We start from the raw sequence: 16995 nt of genomic DNA on the forward strand, positions 1-16995 counted from the left end.
TGCGGGGCCTCTGGCATTTTGCATGTGCCTTGCGGGCCTCTTCGCGGGCTTGCCCGCGAAGAGGCCGGGTCAGGCGATAGCAGTTTCCCTGGCCACTGTCTTGTGTGCCAGCAAGGTGTAGATACACGGCAGCACAAACAAGGTAAACAGCGTGCCAATCGACATCCCGGTGGCAATCACCGTACCGATGTCGAAGCGGCTGACCGCCCCGGCCCCGGTCGCCAGAATCAACGGCACCATGCCAAATACCATTGCCGCCGTGGTCATGAGCACCGGCCGCAGGCGAATCGCCGCCGCTTCCTCGATCGCCTCGCGCACGCTCAAGCCGCGTTCCTCACGCAACTGGTTGGCGAACTCGACAATCAGGATACCGTGCTTGCTGATCAGCCCGATCAAGGTCACCAGCCCGACCTGGGTGTAGATGTTCATGCTCGATATGCCGAGGAACAGCGGCACCAGCGCGCCGCAGATCGACAACGGCACCGTCACCAGAATCACCAACGGGTCGCGGAAGCTTTCGAACTGCGCCGCCAGCACCAGGAAGATGATCGCCAACGCCAGGCCGAAGGTGACCCACAGTGCGCTGCCTTCCTGCACATATTGGCGGGCCACTCCGGCATAGTCGAAGGCGAAGCCTTCCGGGGCCTCTTCACGGGCGATGTCCTGTACGGTCTTCAGCGCCTCGCCCAGGCTGACCATGGGCACACCCTGGATGATCGCCGAGTTCAGCTGCTGGAACTGGTTGAGCTGGCGCGGCCGCGCGCGGTCGGTGAGGGTGATCAGGGTCGACAGCGGCAACAGCTGGCCCTGGTCGTTCTTCACGTAGTAGTTGTTGAGCCAGCCGGGGTTGTCGCGGTATGGCCGCTCGACCTGGGCAATCACCTTGTAGCTGCGGCCTTCCAGGGTGAAACGGTTGATTTCCGCCTCACCCAGCAGGGTCGCCAGGGTGCCGCCCAGGGTGTCCATCGACACGCCCATCTGCGCCGCCTTGGCCCGGTCGATATCCACCACCACTTCGGGTTTGTCGAATGCCAGGTCGATATCGAGGAAGGCGAACTTGCCGGTCTCCTGGGCCCGGGTCTTGATGCGTTGGGCCACATCCAGCAGCGCCGGGTAGTCGCCAGCGGTGTTGATCACGAACTGGAACGGCAGGCCCTCGCCGGTGCCTGGCAGCGACGGCAGGTTGAAGCCGAAGATCTGCAGGCCGCCAATCTCCTCAAGCTTGGCCTGCACCAGCGGCAGCAACTCCATCTGCGTGCGTTCGCGCTCGTTCCAGGGTTTGAGCAGGAAGCCGCCAATACCGGTCTGCACGCCGTTGAAGCCGTTGATCTGGAACGACGAGTAATACTCGGGGAAGGCCTTGAACAACGGGGTGAACTCGTCGGTGTAGGCGTTCAGGTAATCAAGGTTGGCCGTTTGCGGCGAGCTGCTCATCATGAAGATCACGCCCTGGTCCTCGTTGGGTGCCAGTTCGTTCTGGGTGAACTTCAGCAGCACCGGGATCAGGCACAGGATGATCACGGCAAACACCAGCACCACCGGGCGGCTGTCGAGGGTGGCATGCAGCAGGTGCTGGTAGCGCACTTTCAGGCGTTCGAACAGCAAGTCGAGGCGGTGGGCCAGGCCGCTGGAGTTTTGTTCCTGGCGCAGCAGCAGTGCGCACATCATCGGTGACAGGGTAAGGGCAACGATGCCGGAGATGATCACCGCACCGGCCAGGGTCAGGGCGAACTCCTTGAACAACGCGCCAGTGAGCCCGGTAAGGAAGCCGATTGGCGCATACACCGCGGCCAGGGTGATGGTCATCGACACCACTGGCATGGCGATCTCGCGGGCGCCCTCAAGGGCCGCGTCAAACGGCGATTTGCCTTCTTCCATGTGCCGGTGGATGTTCTCCACCACGACAATCGCATCGTCCACCACCAGGCCGATGGCCAGCACCATGGCCAGCAAGGTCAGCAGGTTGAGCGAGTAGCCCATCATCTGCATGAAGAACAGCACGCCGATCATCGACAGCGGGATGGTCACCACCGGGATCAGCACCGAACGCAGCGCGCCGAGGAACAGGAACACCACCACGATAACGATCAGCACCGCTTCGCCGAGGGTCTTGATCACCTCGTCGATGGAGGCCTGGATGAACAGCGTGGCATCGTAGGCAATCGACACTTTCAGTGCCGAAGGCAGCTGGCTCTCCAGCTCGGGCATGATCCGCCGTACTTCCTTGATGACTTCCAGCGGGTTGGCGGCGGGGGTGGCCTTGATGCCGATGTACACCGACGGGGTGCCGTCGAACGAACTGACGGTGTCGTAGTTTTCCGCGCCCATCTCGACCCGCGCTACATCGCCCAGCAGTACACGGCTGTCGCCGCTGGTCTTGACCGGCAGGGCGGCGAATGCCTCGGCCGACTTCAGCTCGGTGCTGGCGTTGATGCTGGTGACCACGTACTCGCCCTTCACCTCGCCGGCGGCGGAGAGGAAGTTGTAGCGGCGCACGGCATTGGTCACGTCGGTAGCCGACAGGCCGAAGCCGGCCAGTTTCACCGGGTCGATCCAGATACGCATGGCGAACACCTGGTTGCCGAGGATTTCCGCCTCGGCCATGCCCGGCAAGGTGGCCAGCTTGGGCTGGATCACCCGCGACAGGTAGTCGGTGATCTGCGGGTTGCTCATTTCCTTGCTGTAGAAGCTGAGGTACATCAGCGCCGAGGCATCGGCGGCTTCTTTGCTCAGCACCGGGTCTTCGGAATCCTGGGGCAGCTTGTTGCGCACTTCGTTGGCCTTGGCCAGCAGCTCGGTGAACAGCCGGTCGCTGTCGGCTCCGATGCGCGCGTAGATGGAAATGATCGAGAAGTTCTGCCGGCTGACCGAGGTCATGTAGTCGATGCCTTCGGCGCTGGCCAGGCTTTGCTGCAGTGGCTGGGTAATGTAGCCCTGGATGGTTTCGGCGTTGGCCCCGGGGTAGGCGGTGGTCACCGTGATCAGGGCGTTTTCCATTTGCGGGTACTGGCGGATCTGCAGCTTGTTCCAGGCCTGGAAGCCCAGCAGCAGGATCAGCAGGCTGACCACACTGGCCAGCACTGGGCGGCGGATGAACGGGTCGGTGAACGCCATGCCAGCCTCCTGTCAGTCCTTGCCCACTGCGCCCTGTTCGGGCTTGAGGGCTTTGTCCTCGCCGATGCGGATCGCGGCGCCGGGGGTGAGCTTCAATTGCCCGGCAGTGACCACCTGTTCCCCGGCCTGCAAGCCTTTGCTGACCACCACCACGCCGTCGCGGCGCTCGCCGGTCTGTACGGTGCGTTGTTCGGCCACCAGCTGTTGCTGGCCCTTGTCGTCGTTTTCCGGCTTGCCGTCCTTGTCTTTTTTCGGCGTGGCGACGTACACCGAGTTGCCATACAGGGTGTAGGTTATGGCACTTTCCGGCACGACCACCTGCGGCTGCGGGTTGGGCAGCAGGATCAGCAGGCTGGCGAACATGCCGGGCAGCAGTTTGCCGTCCGGGTTGGCCATGGTCGCGCGCACCAGCAGGTTACGCGTGGTTTCCTCGACTTTGGGGTTGATGGCGCTGAGGCTGGCGGCGAAGGTCTGGCCTGGGTAGGCGGCCACCTGCACCAGCACCTGCTGGCCCAAGCTCAGGTGCGGCAGGGCCTGTTCCGGCACATTGAAGTCGACGTACAGGCTGGAGGTGTCCTGCAGGGTGGCGATCACCGTGCCGGCAGCCAGGTAATCACCGACGTCCACCTGGCGGATGCCGATGGTGCCGCTGAATGGGGCGCTGATGCTCTTTTTGGTCTTCGATGCCTTGAGTTGCTCGACGATGGCCTGGTTGCGCCGGTACTGGGCGGTGAGGCGGTCGTACTCGCCACGGGAGATGGCCGAATCGCCAACCAGCTGGCTGCCACGGCCGAAATCGACCTTGGCCAGGCCCAGGTCGGCCTGGGCGGTGCCGAGCAGGGCGGTTTCCTGGTCGTCGTTGAGTTGCAGCAGCAGTTGCCCGGCCTTGACCGGCTGGCCCGAGTCGAAGTGCAGGGTCTTGACGATGCCCTCCACCTCCAGGCTCAGCTCCACGCCCTGCAGCGCCTTGAGGCTGCCGACGGCGGGCAGGCGCTCCTGCCACTGGCGCTGTTCGGCCAAGGCCGCCGCCACGGTGATGGGCGGCTTGGGGGCAGTGAACATCTGGATCTGCTGATAGATCGAGAAGGCCTTGTAGCCCCCCAGGGCCAACACGATCAGCAGAACCACGGCCAACATGATGAGCATGCGGCGGCGCAGCATAGGTCCGGTTCCTTGGATTCGGTTGTTATTCGCTTAGACACGACAACGGGCGATCCTGCCCACGTGTAGTTGGGGGAATTATTGACTGTTTTTGGGGGGAAGGGGAGTGAAATGCCTGTGAGGGCCCTTTCGCGGCTAAAGCCGCTCCTACAGGGACCGCGCAGTCATGGGGTTGCGCGGTCGTTGTAGGAGCGGCTTTAGCCGCGAAAGGGCCGGTACAGCCAGCAGAAAAATCAGACCAGATGCAGGTGATTGTCCCAGAAACCGGACGGCAGGTTCATCGGTTGCCCGACCAGTTCGGCCTTGGTGCAATCATAGAACCGGCAACGGCCCTGCCCAGAGGTGACGACAAAACCGTCCTTCACCGCCCCCACCCCGGCACAATCGGGCATCGGTGCATCCAGGCGCACCGCGCCGCTGTCCAGGTCCCAGACAAACAGGCGGTTGGCGCGTGGCGCGGTCAACGCCACCAGCCGCAGCTCGCTGTGGATGGCGACACTGGCGGTGTACTGGGCCATGGCCTGCAGCTGCCGCTGCGGCACCGGGAAGGCCTTGAACGGCTCGCCTGGGCGTTTGATCGCCAGCAACTCGGCGGTTTCATCGGCATCGCCCATGAACTGCTGGCAGGCGGCGATGGTGCCATCGCTGCCCACCGCCAGATGGCGCACGCTGTTCATCTGCTGGGCCAGGGTTTCCTTGCTCAGCAGGGTGCCGTCGCGCTGCATCAGTACCAGGCTTGGCTCCATGGCATTCAGGTTCATCTCGACCCGGCTTTCGGCCTCGGTACGGATACCGCCGTTGGCCACGATCAGCGTCTCGCCGTCGGGCAGCCAGGCCACTTCGTGCGGGCCGATGCCATGGGTCGGGATCTCGCCGGTATGCACCAGGCGCTCACCCTCGAAGCGGTAAACACCGAGCACGCCACGCCCCGGGTCGGTGGTGTCGTTCTCGGTGGCGTACAGCCATTCGCCACCCTTGTGCACCACCGCATGGCCGTAGAAGTGCCGGTTCGGCTGCGAGGTGACAGTCTGCAGCAGGCGCCCGTCGCGCAAGTCGACCAGGTAGCTTTCGGTACCGGGGCGGCGGGCGACGAACAGGGCGATTGGCTGCTCGGGGTGGTGGATGATGGCATGGCAACGCTGGGCGACCTGGGTGCTGAACACCTGGGTACCGTCCAGGCGGAACCCGACCGCATAGTGCTTGCCGTCGCCATCGTCACGCGCCGACAGCAGCAGGGGTTCGCTGCCTTTGTTGCGGAACAGGCTCCAGCCGCCCAAGGTCAGGGCGCTGAGCAATACGCTACCGAGTTTGAGGGCCTGGCGTCGCAGCATGATCAGTCACCGTCGTTGGCATTGAAGCCCAGCTGGATGTTCAACGCCTTGGCCAGCTCGCCTTCGTGCAGGCGGTGAACAGCGTTGAGGCTGTCGTAGATCTGGTTGAGGGTTTGCTGGCCAGCGTCGTCGGCCAGCAGCTCGCCGAGGGTCTTCTGGTTGTCGGCCAGCAGTTTGAGCGAGGTAGCGTAGGCGTCGTCGATCTTGGCCGCCAGCGCTTTCTGATCGCTGGGCAGCAGGGCGCGCAGGCCTTGGTTGTCGACCCCGACCCACACTGCCTGGGCGGCCTTGAGGGTGGCTTCCAGGCTCTTCAGCGAGGAGTGGCTGCGCCAGGCTTCGGCCTGCAGCGGCTGTGGAATGCCCTTGCTCTGGCGGCCCATCGGCGCACCCAGCTTTTTCTTCAGGGTATCAAGGGCAGTGACCTGGGAGCGCAGCAGGTCGGCGATGGCTTCGTGGGAATCGGCGTAGCGCTGGTTGGGGAACTTGGTCATCTGCGAAAGCATGCCGTCGGTGCTGTTCCAGCTCTTGAGGATGTCCTCGGCCAGGACCTTCTGGTGTTCGCCGATGGCCACCAGCAGTGGGCAGTAGCGGGCCTTCTGTTCGGCAGTGGCGATGTCTGGCTTGCTGTCGAAGAGGATGTACTCGTAAGCCGACAGGCCGCGTACCACGACGCTGGCCTTGTCCAGGGCGGCGGCATCGAGTGGCTTGTCGCCGTTGACCAGCTGCTCGACCTGGCGGCCAACCAGGTTCTTCTTGTCAGGCCAGAATTGCACCTGCCAGGCGCGGTTGCCTTCGGCCAGCGGGCCGACCAGCAGCGGCTGCAGCTCGGCCCAGGCTTTTTGCGCGTTGAGGAAGTCGGCGCGGGCCTTTTCCAGGTCTTCCTTGCCTTCGCAGTAGGCCAGGGCACTGGCGGCCAGCGTGCGGTCGGCTTCGACCCAGCGGCTGTAGGTCGGCAGGATCACCTGCTTGGCGATGGCGGCGGAGGTCACTGCCTGTGGGTCCTGCGGCGAGCAGGCACCCAGGGCGAGTGCGGCGAGGCTGGTGAACAACAGTTTGGGTCGGAACATGCCCGGCTCCTTTGCGCTTTTTTAAAGTGAGTTCAGGAACGCCAGCAACGCGGCGCGTTGCTCGGCATTGAAAGTGAGGACGAAATTGCGTGCCGCCTCGGCTTCGCCACCATGCCAGAGCACGGCTTCAAGCAGGTTGCGAGCGCGGCCGTCATGCAGGTACTGGGTGTGGCCACTGACAGCCTCGGTCAAGCCGATGCCCCACAGCGGCGGGGTGCGCCAGTCCTGGCCGTTGGCGGCGAACTCGGTGCGCTCGTCGGCCAGCCCCGGGCCCATGTCGTGCAGTAAAAGGTCGCTGTAGGGGCGGATTGTCTGGTTCGCCAGCTCGGGCTCGGCAGTGTCGGCAGCGGTGGTGAACTGCGGCGTGTGGCAGCCCTGGCAGCCGGCCTGGAAGAACAGGTTCTTGCCGGCCAGCACCTGTGGCGCATCCACGTCGCGGCGGGCGGGCACGCCGAGGTTACGGGTGTAGAAGGTAACCAGGCGCAGGATGTTGTCGCTGACTTCCTTTTCGCCGTCTTTGCCGTCGCCATTGGGCGCCGCCAGGCAGTCGACCTGCGCCGGGGTACAGTCGTCCTTCGGTTGCAAGGTGCTGGTCAGCCCCATGTCACCGTTGAAGGCGTGCACGTTCTGCTGGTTGACGTTGGGCTGCCCGGCCTTCCAGCCAAAGCGACCGATTACGGTCGTGCCCTGGGCGTCATCCCAGACACGGTTGGCGCGGCCGCGGATACCATCGCGGTTGCGATCGTCCGGGTCTTCGTTGGCCAGGATAGCGGCCTCGGGGATGGCTTCGAGCAGGCCAAGGCCGATCATTGGCGGGGCCACACGGGCGGAGAAACGTGTGTCCGGGTGCATCGGCCCATAGCCGAGCTGGGTAATCTGCAGGGTCGGGCGACGCAGTTCGACCTGGTGACCGTCCTTGAAGCTGACGGCGTGGGTGTCGTAGCTCACCCGCACCTTGCCTTCCGGCGCCACGCCGGGGTTGGCCATGTCCTGCAGCTGGGTGCCGTAGACGGGCTCGGGGACCACGCCCAGGCGCTCGATCTCCTTGGCCAGGTAAGGCTGATCGGGGATCGACAGGCGCACCAGCATGCCTACTGCATTGCTGTCGCCGGGCTCTGGCGGGTGCCCGCGGCCATCACGCACGTGGCAGTTCTGGCAGGCATTGGTATTGAACAACGGGCCCAGGCCGTCACGCGCGGTGGTGGTGGACGGGGCGATCACCCAAGGGCTGCGGAAGAAGCTGTTGCCCACGGCGAAATCCAGGCGGCGCTCGGCCGAGAGATTGGCCGAAGGCAGGGAAAAGGCCTTGCGGTCGCTGCGCTGTACCGTTGCCTGGCCGCCAGACAACGCTTCGCCGGGCTCGGCCTGGGTGAAACGCGGGGCGTCATCACAGGCGGCAAGGGCTAGGGTTAGCAGCAAAGGGGAAAGTCGGGACAGCGACGAGGACATCGAGAATCCTGGGCGTGGGCGAAAACCGGCGTGCAAGCTTAGCAGGCCAGCGTTTTTTGAATAAGAGCAATTTGCAATTACCTGGGTGAAAAGGATGTGAAATGCCAGCATTTTCATGTGCAGTACCGGCCTCTTCGCGGGTAAACCCGCTCCTACAGGGACCGCACAAGGTCGGAACCTGTGGAGATCCTGTAGGAGCGGGTTCACCCGCGAAGAGGCCAGAAGCAAAAAAGGCGACCCTAAGGCCGCCTCTTTCAAAACACCGCTACACCAGGATCAGAATTCGTGATCCGCAGTGTCCGGGTTCAGGTTGGCAATGCCCAGCTTGCCTGCAGCCTGCTCGATCGCACCGGTCTGCTTGACCAGCGATGCAATGGCATCGCGCACGATCTGGTTGCCCGCAGCGTTGTCGGCAGCGATCAGCTGGTCATAGTGCTCGCCCTTGAGCGCGTGGTCGACGATTGCCTGGAGCTTCGCCTCGGTGGCTTCCAGGTCGGCCTTGAGGGTGGCGTCGGCTGCCGGGTCGGCCTTGGCTACCAGCGAGGACAGGCTCGGGCCGGTCATCTTGGTGCCGTCGACACGGGTGTATTCGCCCAGGTAGACGTTGCGGATGCCCTTGCCGTCGTAGAAGTGCGAGTAGTGGGTGTTGTCGCTGAAGCAATCCTGCTCGTCTTCCGGCGAGTTGGCTTCCAGCGAGACCTTCATGCGCTCACCCGCCAGCTCGCCGAGCGACAGGCTGCCCATGCCGAACAGCATCTTGCGCAGGCCATCGGCCACTGGCTCGGCTTCAAGCTTGGCGCGGTAGTTATCGGCGACGTTCGGTGCCCAGTTGCCGACCATCTCTTCGAGGTCCTTGACCAGCAGCTCGGTGACCGCTTTCAGGTAGGCACGGCGACGGTCGTTGTGGCCGCCGGTGGCGCCTTTGCCTTCCAGATAGTCGGAAGCCGGACGGGCGCCGGCGCCTGGGCCGGTGCCGTTGAGGTCCTGGCCCCACAGCAGGAATTCGATGGCGTGGTAGCCGGTGGCGACGTTGGCTTCGGAACCTGCCAGTTCGTTCAGGCTGGCCAGCTTCTCAGCGGTGATGTCCTTGACGTCGACCTTCTCTTCGCCCACCTGGATCTCGGTGTTGGCGATGATGTTGGCGCTGGCCGCCGGGTTGCCCAGGGCATGCTCGTAGCTCTTGTCGACGTAGTCGATCAGGCCTTCGTCCAGGGGCCAGGCGTTCACTTGGCCTTCCCAGTCGTCGATGATGGTGTTGCCGAAGCGGAATGCCTCGCTCTGCAGGTACGGAACGCGTGCGGCAGCCCAGGCCTCTTTGGCGGCTTTCAGGGTTTCGTCGTTGGGCTTGGCGAGGAACGCGTCGATGGCGGTCTGCAGGGTCTTGGCGGTGCTCAGCGAGTCGCTGTACACGGTGTAGACCATGTCGGCGTAATGCTTGACCACGGCTTTGCCGGCGGCTTCGTCGACAGCCCCTGGCGCAGCATCGGTGGTGCTGGCGGCAGCAGGTGCCTGGGCTTGCGGCGCGGCGGCTTTTTCGTCCTTGCCTTCACCGCAACCGGCGAGGGCGATGGCAATGGCCAGCAGACTGGCGGAGGCCAGAGGCATTCGAATCATTATTGGTTTTCCTGCGTCGTGTGGTTGGACCAAGGGGTGGACCGTGCGCCGTGGCACGCGAAACCGCAACATCATGCGAAAGATTTGCATTTGCTGTAAAGGGGCGTGCGCGCAATTCGTGTAAAAGCCGGTCACAGCCTGTAACCGGCGGGCGGGGTCAGAGCATCGAAACTTGGTTACGTTGCGCTTGCTTGAGGAAATGGGTCAGTTCGCGGGCCGGCAGCGGCTTGCTGTAGTGGTAGCCCTGGCCCTCGTGGCAACCCTGGGCGACGATGTAGGTTTCCTGTTCGGCGGTTTCCACGCCTTCGGCGATCACCTGCATCCCCAGGCTCTTGCCCAGCTGGATGATGGCGCGAACGATGGTGGCGTCGTCATCGTCGTCGAGCAGGTCCTGGACAAAGCTCTTGTCGATCTTGATCTTGTCCAGCGGCAGCGATTTCAGGTAGCTGAGCGACGAGTAGCCGGTGCCGAAGTCGTCGATGGCAATCAGTGCCCCGGAGCGGCGCAAGCTCAGCAGGTGCTGGGCAGCGGTGCTGATGTCTTCCATCAGGCCGGTCTCGGTGACCTCCAGCTCCAGGCTGCGCGGCGGCAGGCGGTAGGCCTGCAGCAAGTTGTTGACCACCCGCGGCAGCTCGCTGTGGTGCAGCTGCACGGTAGACAGGTTGACCGCCATGCGCAGCTCGCTGAAGCCCAGGTCGTGCCATTCGCGCAGTTGCCGGCAGGCCTGGTCGAGCACCCATTCGCCGATGCTGATGATGCTGCCGTTCTGTTCGGCCAGCGGGATGAACTGGTCCGGGGGCACCATGCCCAGCTCTGGGTGATGCCAGCGCAGCAGCGCTTCTACCCCCACCACCCGGTGGTCGCGGTAGCTGATCTGTGGCTGGTACACCAGGTACAGCTGGTTGCGTGGCAGGGCCTCGCGCAGGTCCTTTTCCAGCTCGCGGCGGCGGCGCATCTCGCTGTCGACGCTGGCGATGTAGAACTGGTAGCGGTTGCGCGAACGGGCCTTGGCCAGGGTCATGGTCTGTTCGGCTTTCTGCAGCAGCTTCTCGGTGCTGTCGCCGTCTTCGGGGAACAGGGTGATGCCGATGGTCGCGCGCAGGCGGATCTGCTGGTGGTGGTCGAGGTCGAACGGCACTTCCAGGTCGTCGAGGATGCTCTGCGCCAGTTCGGCCGCTTCGTAGGGCTGCTCGATATTGGCCTGCACCAGGGCGAACTGGTCACCGCCCAACCGTGCCAGGGCGCCCAGGCGGCCGCTGTGGGCACGCAGGCGGTCGGCCAGGGCCAGCAGCAGCTGGTCACCGACCTGATAGCTGAACTGTTCGTTGATGCCCTTGAAGTCGTCCAGGCCCACGCACAGTACCGCCACACGGTGTTGCAGGCGGCCGCCGTCGACCAGGATCTTGTCCAGTTGCTGCTGCAGTTGCTGGCGGTTGGGCAGGCCGGTGAGGAAGTCGTACTGGGCCATGCGTTGCAGGCTGTTTTCCGCCTCGTGGCGCAGGTGGGTGTTGCGCTCGATCGAGGCCAGCAGCTGATTGGCGGTGTTGACCCACAGGCCCAGCTCGTTCTTTTCGTGGCCCTTGAGCAGCGGTATCTGGTGCTGGCTAGGGCGGTCGGGGTTTATCTGGGTGAGGTGCTCGATGATTTTCGACAGCGGCTTGGTCAGCAGCCAGTGGTAGACCAGGTACAGCACCAGGCCCATGGCCAGGGCCCGCAGCACGCCGGATATGAAGATGATCACCGCGTTGATCAGGAAGTCTTCGCCGTAGGACGAGGTGTCGAGGGTGATGCTGAGGTCGCCGTAGTATTCGCTGTAGGGGCCGCGGCCGACCAGTTGTGTGGTGTAGGTGCGTTCCTGGCCGAGGATCAGGTCGGTCAGCCAGCGCATGGACATGTCCTGCAGCGGGCGGGACTTTTCTGCCAGCATGGTTTCGTTGGGGTGGCCGATGGAGGCCATGCGCACTGATTCGTCCTGGAACAGGCCTTCCATCACCTGCATGCCCATTTCACGGTCAAGGCTGTAAACCGCTTGGGTCGAGGGGTCGCGGAACATGTCGAGAATGCGCTGGGCGTCGTTGTTCACGGCCTGGCGGGTCTTGTAGGTGTCGTAGACGATTTGCGCACAGCTGAGCACGACGCCGACCGCCAGCGCCGACAGCAGCACGACCCTGAGCAACTTGACCGACAAGCTGTTCCGCAATTCCAGCTTCAATGGGGTTTCCTTAATCCATGCGCATGGCATCATTTTGCCATCAACGATGAAGATACACTATCGGCCGACCATGAGCAGTGTATCGGTTGCCTGACCCTGCAACTTGAGTGCGCTGTGTCAATCTTCCAGTGGTTTGATGTTAGCGTGGTATGCGGGCTGAGCAAGCAAAACCGTGTTGGCCATTCGCGGGTGAACCCGCTCCCACAGGTATGCGAAGTGGCCGGCACAGGCATAAAAAACCCGGCACTGGGCCGGGTTTTCTGTTCAGGGCTGAATGACTCAGGCCTTGAAGGTCTTGCCTTCGAACTGTTCGGCAACGAAGGCCCAGTTGACCAGGTTCCAGAACGCCTCGACGTACTTCGGACGCAGGTTGCGGTAGTCGATGTAGTAGGCGTGTTCCCAGACGTCGCAGGTCAGCAGCGGGGTGTCGCCGCTGGTCAGCGGGCAGCCGGCGCCGATGGTGCTGGCCAGGGCCAGGGAACCGTCAGCTTTCTTCACCAGCCAGCCCCAGCCGGAACCGAAGGTGCCAACCGAAGTCTTGGTGAACTCTTCCTTGAACTTGTCGAAGGAACCGAAAGCGGCGTTGATGGCGTCAGCCAGGGCACCGGTCGGTTGGCCACCGGCGTTTGGCGCCAGGCAGTTCCAGTAGAAGGTGTGGTTCCAGACTTGAGCGGCGTTGTTGAAGATGCCGCCCGAAGAGCTCTTGACGATCTCTTCCAGGGTCTTGCCTTCGAATTCGGTGCCTGGGACCAGGTTGTTCAGGTTCACGACATAGGTGTTGTGGTGCTTGTCGTGGTGATACTCCAGGGTTTCCTTGGAGATGTGCGGCTGCAGGGCATCGTGGGCGTACGGCAGCGGCGGCAATTCAAAAGCCATGGTGGATCTCCTGATTCAGGTCTGTTTGCGGTTTGCGCAAGGCCGATCACGGGCGGCCCGATGAGCGTCGGCGAGTTTGTACTCTTTGCGACGCAAGGGCTGGATCATAGCACCGGGTCCGGCGCATAACCACGCAACAAACATAGGGAATAGAGGTTCCAGAGCGGTTGGGCCGTGCCGACCGGTGGTGTTTGCCGTGGTGCGTGTGTGGTTTGTGAAGTCGAGCGCCGTTCAGATGTTCGGTTCGAGAGTTTTAGCGCGTGTGAGATCGAGCGCCGCAGATGTTCATCGCAACATTTTCAGCGCCTGCGAGATCGAGCGCCGCCCGCGCGGCGCTTCGCGGCTAAAGCCGCTCCTACGTTTGTTTCGGGCCAGTTATTCCTGTGGCATTTGCGCGCGAACGCCTTGGCGCATGGCACGATATCGCGTCGTACCAACAAGGCGGTCGCGCGCGTCTGGCACAGGCGATACTGGCCGGAAACAAACGTAGGAGCGGCTTTAGCCGCGAAGCGCCGCGCGGGCGGCGCTCGATCTCGCAGGCGCTGAATGTGTCGAGGCGAACGCTTCGGCGCTCGATCTCCCGGGCGAAAAAAATGCCATGCCGAACCCACATCAGTTAAAAACCAACTGCGCCGCCACCGCAAACATCATCACCGCCACCATCAAATCAAGCATGCGCCAGGTTGCCGGCCGGGCCAGCCAGGGTGCCAGCCAGGCCGCACCGATCGCCAGGGTCGAGAACCACAGCAGCGAGGCACTGGCCGCCCCGGCCACGTAAGCCCCAGGCTCGGTCTGCTGGGCACCTAGCGAGCCAATCAGCAACACCGTGTCGAGGTACACATGCGGGTTCAGCAGCGTCACTGCCAGGGCACTGAGCAGCACTGCGCGGCGTGAACGTGTGCCTTGGCCTTGCTGGTGCTGCAGGCTCTGCTTGGAGCAAGCGCTGCGCAAGGCCTTGGCACCGTACCAGATCAGGAACACCGCGCCGCCCCAGCGGGCGATTGCCAGCAAGGTCGGGTTGTGCGCCAGCACGGTGGCCAGGCCGAACACCCCGGCGGCCACCAGGATGGCGTCACAGACGATGCACAGCGCGGCCACCGGCAAGTGATGCTCGCGGCGCAGGCTCTGGGCGAGGACGAAGGCGTTCTGGGCGCCGATGGCCATGATCAGGCCGAAGGCCACCAGCATGCCGTTGAGATAGCTTTGCCACATGGCAGGGCTCTCCAAAAAAGGTCATAAAAGATGCTGGCTATTGTGCTGTTCGGCGCTGTATAAGAAAAACAAATAAAGCTGATCCGTCATTAGGAAAATTGATGTTCGACTACAAGCTGCTGGCCGCCCTTGCGGCGGTGATCGAACAAGGCGGTTTCGAGCGTGCGGCGCAGGTGCTGGGTTTGTCGCAGTCGGCCATTTCCCAGCGCATCAAGCTGCTTGAGGCTCGGGTGGGCCAGCCGGTGCTGGTGCGCGCCACGCCGCCGAGCCCGACCGAAGTCGGCCGCCAACTGCTTAACCATGTGCAGCAGGTGCGCCTGCTAGAGCGCGACTTGCAGCGCCAGGTGCCGGCACTGGACGAAGAGGGCATGCCGGAGCGCCTGCGCATCGCCCTGAACGCCGATAGCCTGGCCACCTGGTGGGCCGCTGCGGTGGGCAACTTCTGCGCGCAGCAGAACGTGCTGACCGACCTGGTGGTGGAAGACCAGGAGGTTGGCTTGAAACGCATGCGTGCGGGAGATGTTGCAGCCTGCCTGTGCGGCAGCGAGCGGCCGGTGGCTGGGGCGCGCAGCCTGCCGTTGGGCGCCATGCGCTACCGGGCGCTGGCCAGCCCCGGGTTCATGGCGCGGCATTTTCCCCAGGGTTTTGTCGCTGAGCGCCTGGCCCGTACCCCGGCGATCGTATACGGCCCGGACGACTTCCTGCAGCATCGCTACCTGGCATCGCTGGGTATCGAAGACGGTTTCCTGCACCACCTGTGCCCGTCGTCCGAGGGCTTTTTGCGCATGACCGAAGCCGGCCTGGGCTGGGGCCTGGTGCCCGAACTGCAAGCCCGTGAGCAACTGGCCAGTGGGCAGCTGGTGGAAATCTGCAGTGATACCCCCATCGATGTACCGTTGTACTGGCATCATTGGCGCAATGGCGGGCAACTGCTCGCGCAACTGACCGACCACCTGCGGCACACGGCACGGCAATGGCTGGTGCCCTTGTAGCCACGGCTGGCGTCAGTTGCATCTGAAATCTGGCAAGACGGAGTGTTACATGCGAATTCTGGTGACCGGCGCGAGTGGCTTCATTGGCGGGCGTTTTGCGCGCTTCGCCCTGGAGCAGGGCCTGGACGTGCGGGTCAGCGGCCGCCGCGCTGAAGGGGTCGAGCACCTGGTCAAGCGCGGCGCCCAGTTCATTCCCGGCGACTTGGGTGATGCCGAGTTGGCCCGCCGCTTGTGCCAGGGCGTCGAGGCCGTGGTGCACTGCGCCGGCGCAGTGGGCAACTGGGGGCGTTACCAGGACTTCTACCAGGGCAATGTGGTGGTTACCGAGAACGTGGTCGAAGGGTGCCTGAAAGAGCACGTGCGGCGACTGGTACACCTGTCGTCACCCTCTATCTACTTCAATGGCCGCTCGCGCCTGGATATTCGTGAAGACCAGGTGCCACGCCGCTTCCACGACCACTATGGGCAGACCAAGCACCTGGCCGAGCAGAAGGTCTTCGGTGCCCAGGAGTTCGGCCTGGAGGTGCTGGCGCTGCGCCCGCGCTTCGTCACCGGTGCGGGCGATGCCAGCATTTTCCCGCGGCTGATGCAGATGCAGCGCAAAGGCCGGGTGGCGATCATCGGCAACGGCCTGAACAAAGTCGACTTTACCAGCGTGCACAACCTCAACGAGGCAATGCTCAGTGCGCTGTTCGCCGATGACCGGGCGCTGGGCCAGGCCTACAACATCAGCAACGGCCAGCCACTGCCGCTGTGGGACGTGGTCAACTACGTGATGCGCCAGATGCAGCTGCCGCAGGTTACCCGCTACCGTTCCTACGGCCTGGCCTACAGCCTGGCCGCGCTGAACGAAGCGGCCTGCATGCTGTGGCCAGGGCGCCCGCAACCGACCCTTTCGCGCTTGGGCATGCAGGTGATGAACCGTGATTTCACCCTGGATATCAGCCGTGCCCGGCAGTACCTGGACTACCAGCCCAAGGTCAGCCTGTGGACGGCGCTGGATGAGTTCTGTGCCTGGTGGAAACATCAGCCGATGGGGCAGTGAACCTGACGCGCAGATGATGGTCATCAGTGCGCCGCGCGAGCGGTTTATACTCCTGTCTCTTTGCTACTACCGCGGTTGAACCTACCCATGCGCAACGATGCTCACGACGATTTCGATGATGTGCCTGCTTTGCGGGCCGGTACTCATGATGATGACGAGCTGTTGCCGGCGCACGTGTCGCGCAGCCGCCAAAGGGCGGCCAGGCCTGCCAATACCGGGGCGTTGTGGGTGCTGCTGGGGGCTTCGTTCATTGCCTTGGCGGGGCTGGGCTGGTGGAGCTTCCAGCAGATTTCGCTGATGGAGCAGCAGTTGGTGGCGACCCAGGAAAGCTTTGCCCGCATCAGCGAGGACGCGGCTGGGCGCTTGCAGGCAATCAGCGGCAAGGTTGCTGCCAGCGAGTCTTCAGTCAGCACCGGCAGCGAAGCGCTCAAGCTGCAGATCCGCCAGTTGCAGGCCAGCCTGGCCGAGCAGGGCAAGCAGCAGCAAGGTGTGGCTGGCCAGGCGGGTGACCTGGGCAAACGCCTGGAGCGGGTGCTGGAGGATACGCGTGAGCAGCAGAAGGCCGTCACCGAACTGCAGGGCCAGTTGCAGGCGCAATTGAAGGCAGTGAATGCCGAGCTGGCGGCCTTGAAGTCGGGCCAGGTGGATGGCGGCAAGCTTGATGAGCAGCTCAAGAACTTGAGCGACGAGGTGGCTGCACTGAAGAAGCAGGGTGGCCAGAAGGCCGCCATCGAAAGCCTGGAGCAGGATGTGCTGGTGCTCAAGACGCAGATGGAAAACCGCCCGGCGGCGGCGTCCAGTGGGGCATCGGTGCAGGAGTTCGATGCGTTCCGTGGGCAGACCACGCGTAACCTGAACACCCTGCAGAGCCAGATCCAGAACCTGCAACAGCAGATCAGCGCCCGGCCCTGAGATCGCAGGG

The 16995-nt window shown here is 63.6% G+C and carries 12 protein-coding genes; 3 read left to right on the forward strand and 9 right to left on the reverse strand.

All coding sequences use genetic code 11. The features are described 5' to 3' along the window. Positions 1–69: 69 nt before the first annotated feature. The 9 genes from ACIP1G_RS09515 to ACIP1G_RS09555 form a co-directional block, all read right to left on the reverse strand. Positions 70–3114, reverse strand: a complete 3045-nt coding sequence (locus ACIP1G_RS09515; protein WP_400735823.1) for a multidrug efflux RND transporter permease subunit — start codon at positions 3112–3114, stop codon at positions 70–72. A 12-nt stretch (positions 3115–3126) separates the two neighbouring features. Continuing rightward, entirely contained in the window at positions 3127–4275 is a 1149-nt protein-coding gene (locus tag ACIP1G_RS09520) for an efflux RND transporter periplasmic adaptor subunit (protein WP_400735826.1), read from the reverse strand. A gap of 233 nt (positions 4276–4508) precedes the next feature. Further along, entirely contained in the window at positions 4509–5606 is a 1098-nt protein-coding gene (locus ACIP1G_RS09525) for a DUF1513 domain-containing protein (RefSeq protein WP_400735829.1), read from the reverse strand. Between the two features lie 2 nt (positions 5607–5608). Then, complete coding sequence (locus tag ACIP1G_RS09530) at positions 5609–6673, reverse strand: imelysin family protein (protein WP_400735832.1); 1065 nt, start codon at positions 6671–6673, stop codon at positions 5609–5611. A 21-nt stretch (positions 6674–6694) separates the two neighbouring features. Beyond that, positions 6695–8122: a di-heme oxidoredictase family protein gene (locus tag ACIP1G_RS09535; RefSeq protein ID WP_400735835.1), complete on the reverse strand. Its 1428-nt coding sequence runs from the start codon at positions 8120–8122 to the stop codon at positions 6695–6697. Between the two features lie 276 nt (positions 8123–8398). After that, positions 8399–9736, reverse strand: a complete 1338-nt coding sequence (locus ACIP1G_RS09540; protein ID WP_400735838.1) for an imelysin family protein — start codon at positions 9734–9736, stop codon at positions 8399–8401. A gap of 157 nt (positions 9737–9893) precedes the next feature. Next, positions 9894–11948 carry a putative bifunctional diguanylate cyclase/phosphodiesterase gene (locus ACIP1G_RS09545; RefSeq protein ID WP_400735841.1) on the reverse strand — a complete coding sequence of 685 codons (2055 nt, stop codon included), beginning with the start codon at positions 11946–11948 and terminating at the stop codon, positions 9894–9896. Positions 11949–12227: 279 nt separating this feature from the next. Continuing rightward, the gene (locus tag ACIP1G_RS09550; protein ID WP_013974076.1) at positions 12228–12824 is read right to left on the reverse strand and encodes a superoxide dismutase; all 597 of its coding nucleotides are present in this window, start codon (positions 12822–12824) and stop codon (positions 12228–12230) included. 612 nt (positions 12825–13436) lie between these two features. After that, the gene (locus tag ACIP1G_RS09555) at positions 13437–14036 is read right to left on the reverse strand and encodes a LysE/ArgO family amino acid transporter (protein ID WP_201202649.1); all 600 of its coding nucleotides are present in this window, start codon (positions 14034–14036) and stop codon (positions 13437–13439) included. A gap of 101 nt (positions 14037–14137) precedes the next feature. Here ACIP1G_RS09555 and ACIP1G_RS09560 point away from each other — a divergent pair, with 101 nt between their 5' ends. From ACIP1G_RS09560 to ACIP1G_RS09570, 3 genes are all read left to right on the forward strand, one after another. Then, positions 14138–15028, forward strand: coding sequence for a LysR family transcriptional regulator ArgP (locus tag ACIP1G_RS09560; protein WP_400735844.1), 891 nt, complete (start codon positions 14138–14140; stop codon positions 15026–15028). Between the two features lie 49 nt (positions 15029–15077). After that, positions 15078–16073 (forward strand): NAD-dependent epimerase/dehydratase family protein, encoded by a 996-nt coding sequence (locus ACIP1G_RS09565; RefSeq protein ID WP_400735846.1) that lies wholly within the window; start codon positions 15078–15080, stop codon positions 16071–16073. An 87-nt stretch (positions 16074–16160) separates the two neighbouring features. Continuing rightward, a complete protein-coding gene (locus tag ACIP1G_RS09570) occupies positions 16161–16985 on the forward strand; it encodes an ATPase (protein ID WP_400735849.1) in 825 nt (274 codons plus the stop codon). Positions 16986–16995: the final 10 nt, after the last annotated feature.

It is taken from the genome of Pseudomonas sp. NPDC089392, from assembly GCF_044749595.1.
Classification (GTDB): domain Bacteria; phylum Pseudomonadota; class Gammaproteobacteria; order Pseudomonadales; family Pseudomonadaceae; genus Aquipseudomonas.

Excerpts from the sequence above, each read along its gene's own strand:
- ACIP1G_RS09565 (WP_400735846.1), top strand. The coding sequence starts at position 15,078 with ATGCGAATTCTGGTGACCGGCGCGAGTGGCTTCATTGGCGGGCGTTTT.
- ACIP1G_RS09540 (WP_400735838.1), bottom strand. The coding sequence starts at position 9,736 with ATGATTCGAATGCCTCTGGCCTCCGCCAGTCTGCTGGCCATTGCCATC.
- ACIP1G_RS09535 (WP_400735835.1), bottom strand. The coding sequence starts at position 8,122 with ATGTCCTCGTCGCTGTCCCGACTTTCCCCTTTGCTGCTAACCCTAGCC.
- ACIP1G_RS09530 (WP_400735832.1), bottom strand. The coding sequence starts at position 6,673 with ATGTTCCGACCCAAACTGTTGTTCACCAGCCTCGCCGCACTCGCCCTG.
- ACIP1G_RS09550 (WP_013974076.1), bottom strand. The coding sequence starts at position 12,824 with ATGGCTTTTGAATTGCCGCCGCTGCCGTACGCCCACGATGCCCTGCAG.
- ACIP1G_RS09515 (WP_400735823.1), bottom strand. The coding sequence starts at position 3,114 with ATGGCGTTCACCGACCCGTTCATCCGCCGCCCAGTGCTGGCCAGTGTG.
- ACIP1G_RS09555 (WP_201202649.1), bottom strand. The coding sequence starts at position 14,036 with ATGTGGCAAAGCTATCTCAACGGCATGCTGGTGGCCTTCGGCCTGATC.
- ACIP1G_RS09525 (WP_400735829.1), bottom strand. The coding sequence starts at position 5,606 with ATGCTGCGACGCCAGGCCCTCAAACTCGGTAGCGTATTGCTCAGCGCC.
- ACIP1G_RS09560 (WP_400735844.1), top strand. The coding sequence starts at position 14,138 with ATGTTCGACTACAAGCTGCTGGCCGCCCTTGCGGCGGTGATCGAACAA.
- ACIP1G_RS09570 (WP_400735849.1), top strand. The coding sequence starts at position 16,161 with ATGCGCAACGATGCTCACGACGATTTCGATGATGTGCCTGCTTTGCGG.
- ACIP1G_RS09520 (WP_400735826.1), bottom strand. The coding sequence starts at position 4,275 with ATGCTGCGCCGCCGCATGCTCATCATGTTGGCCGTGGTTCTGCTGATC.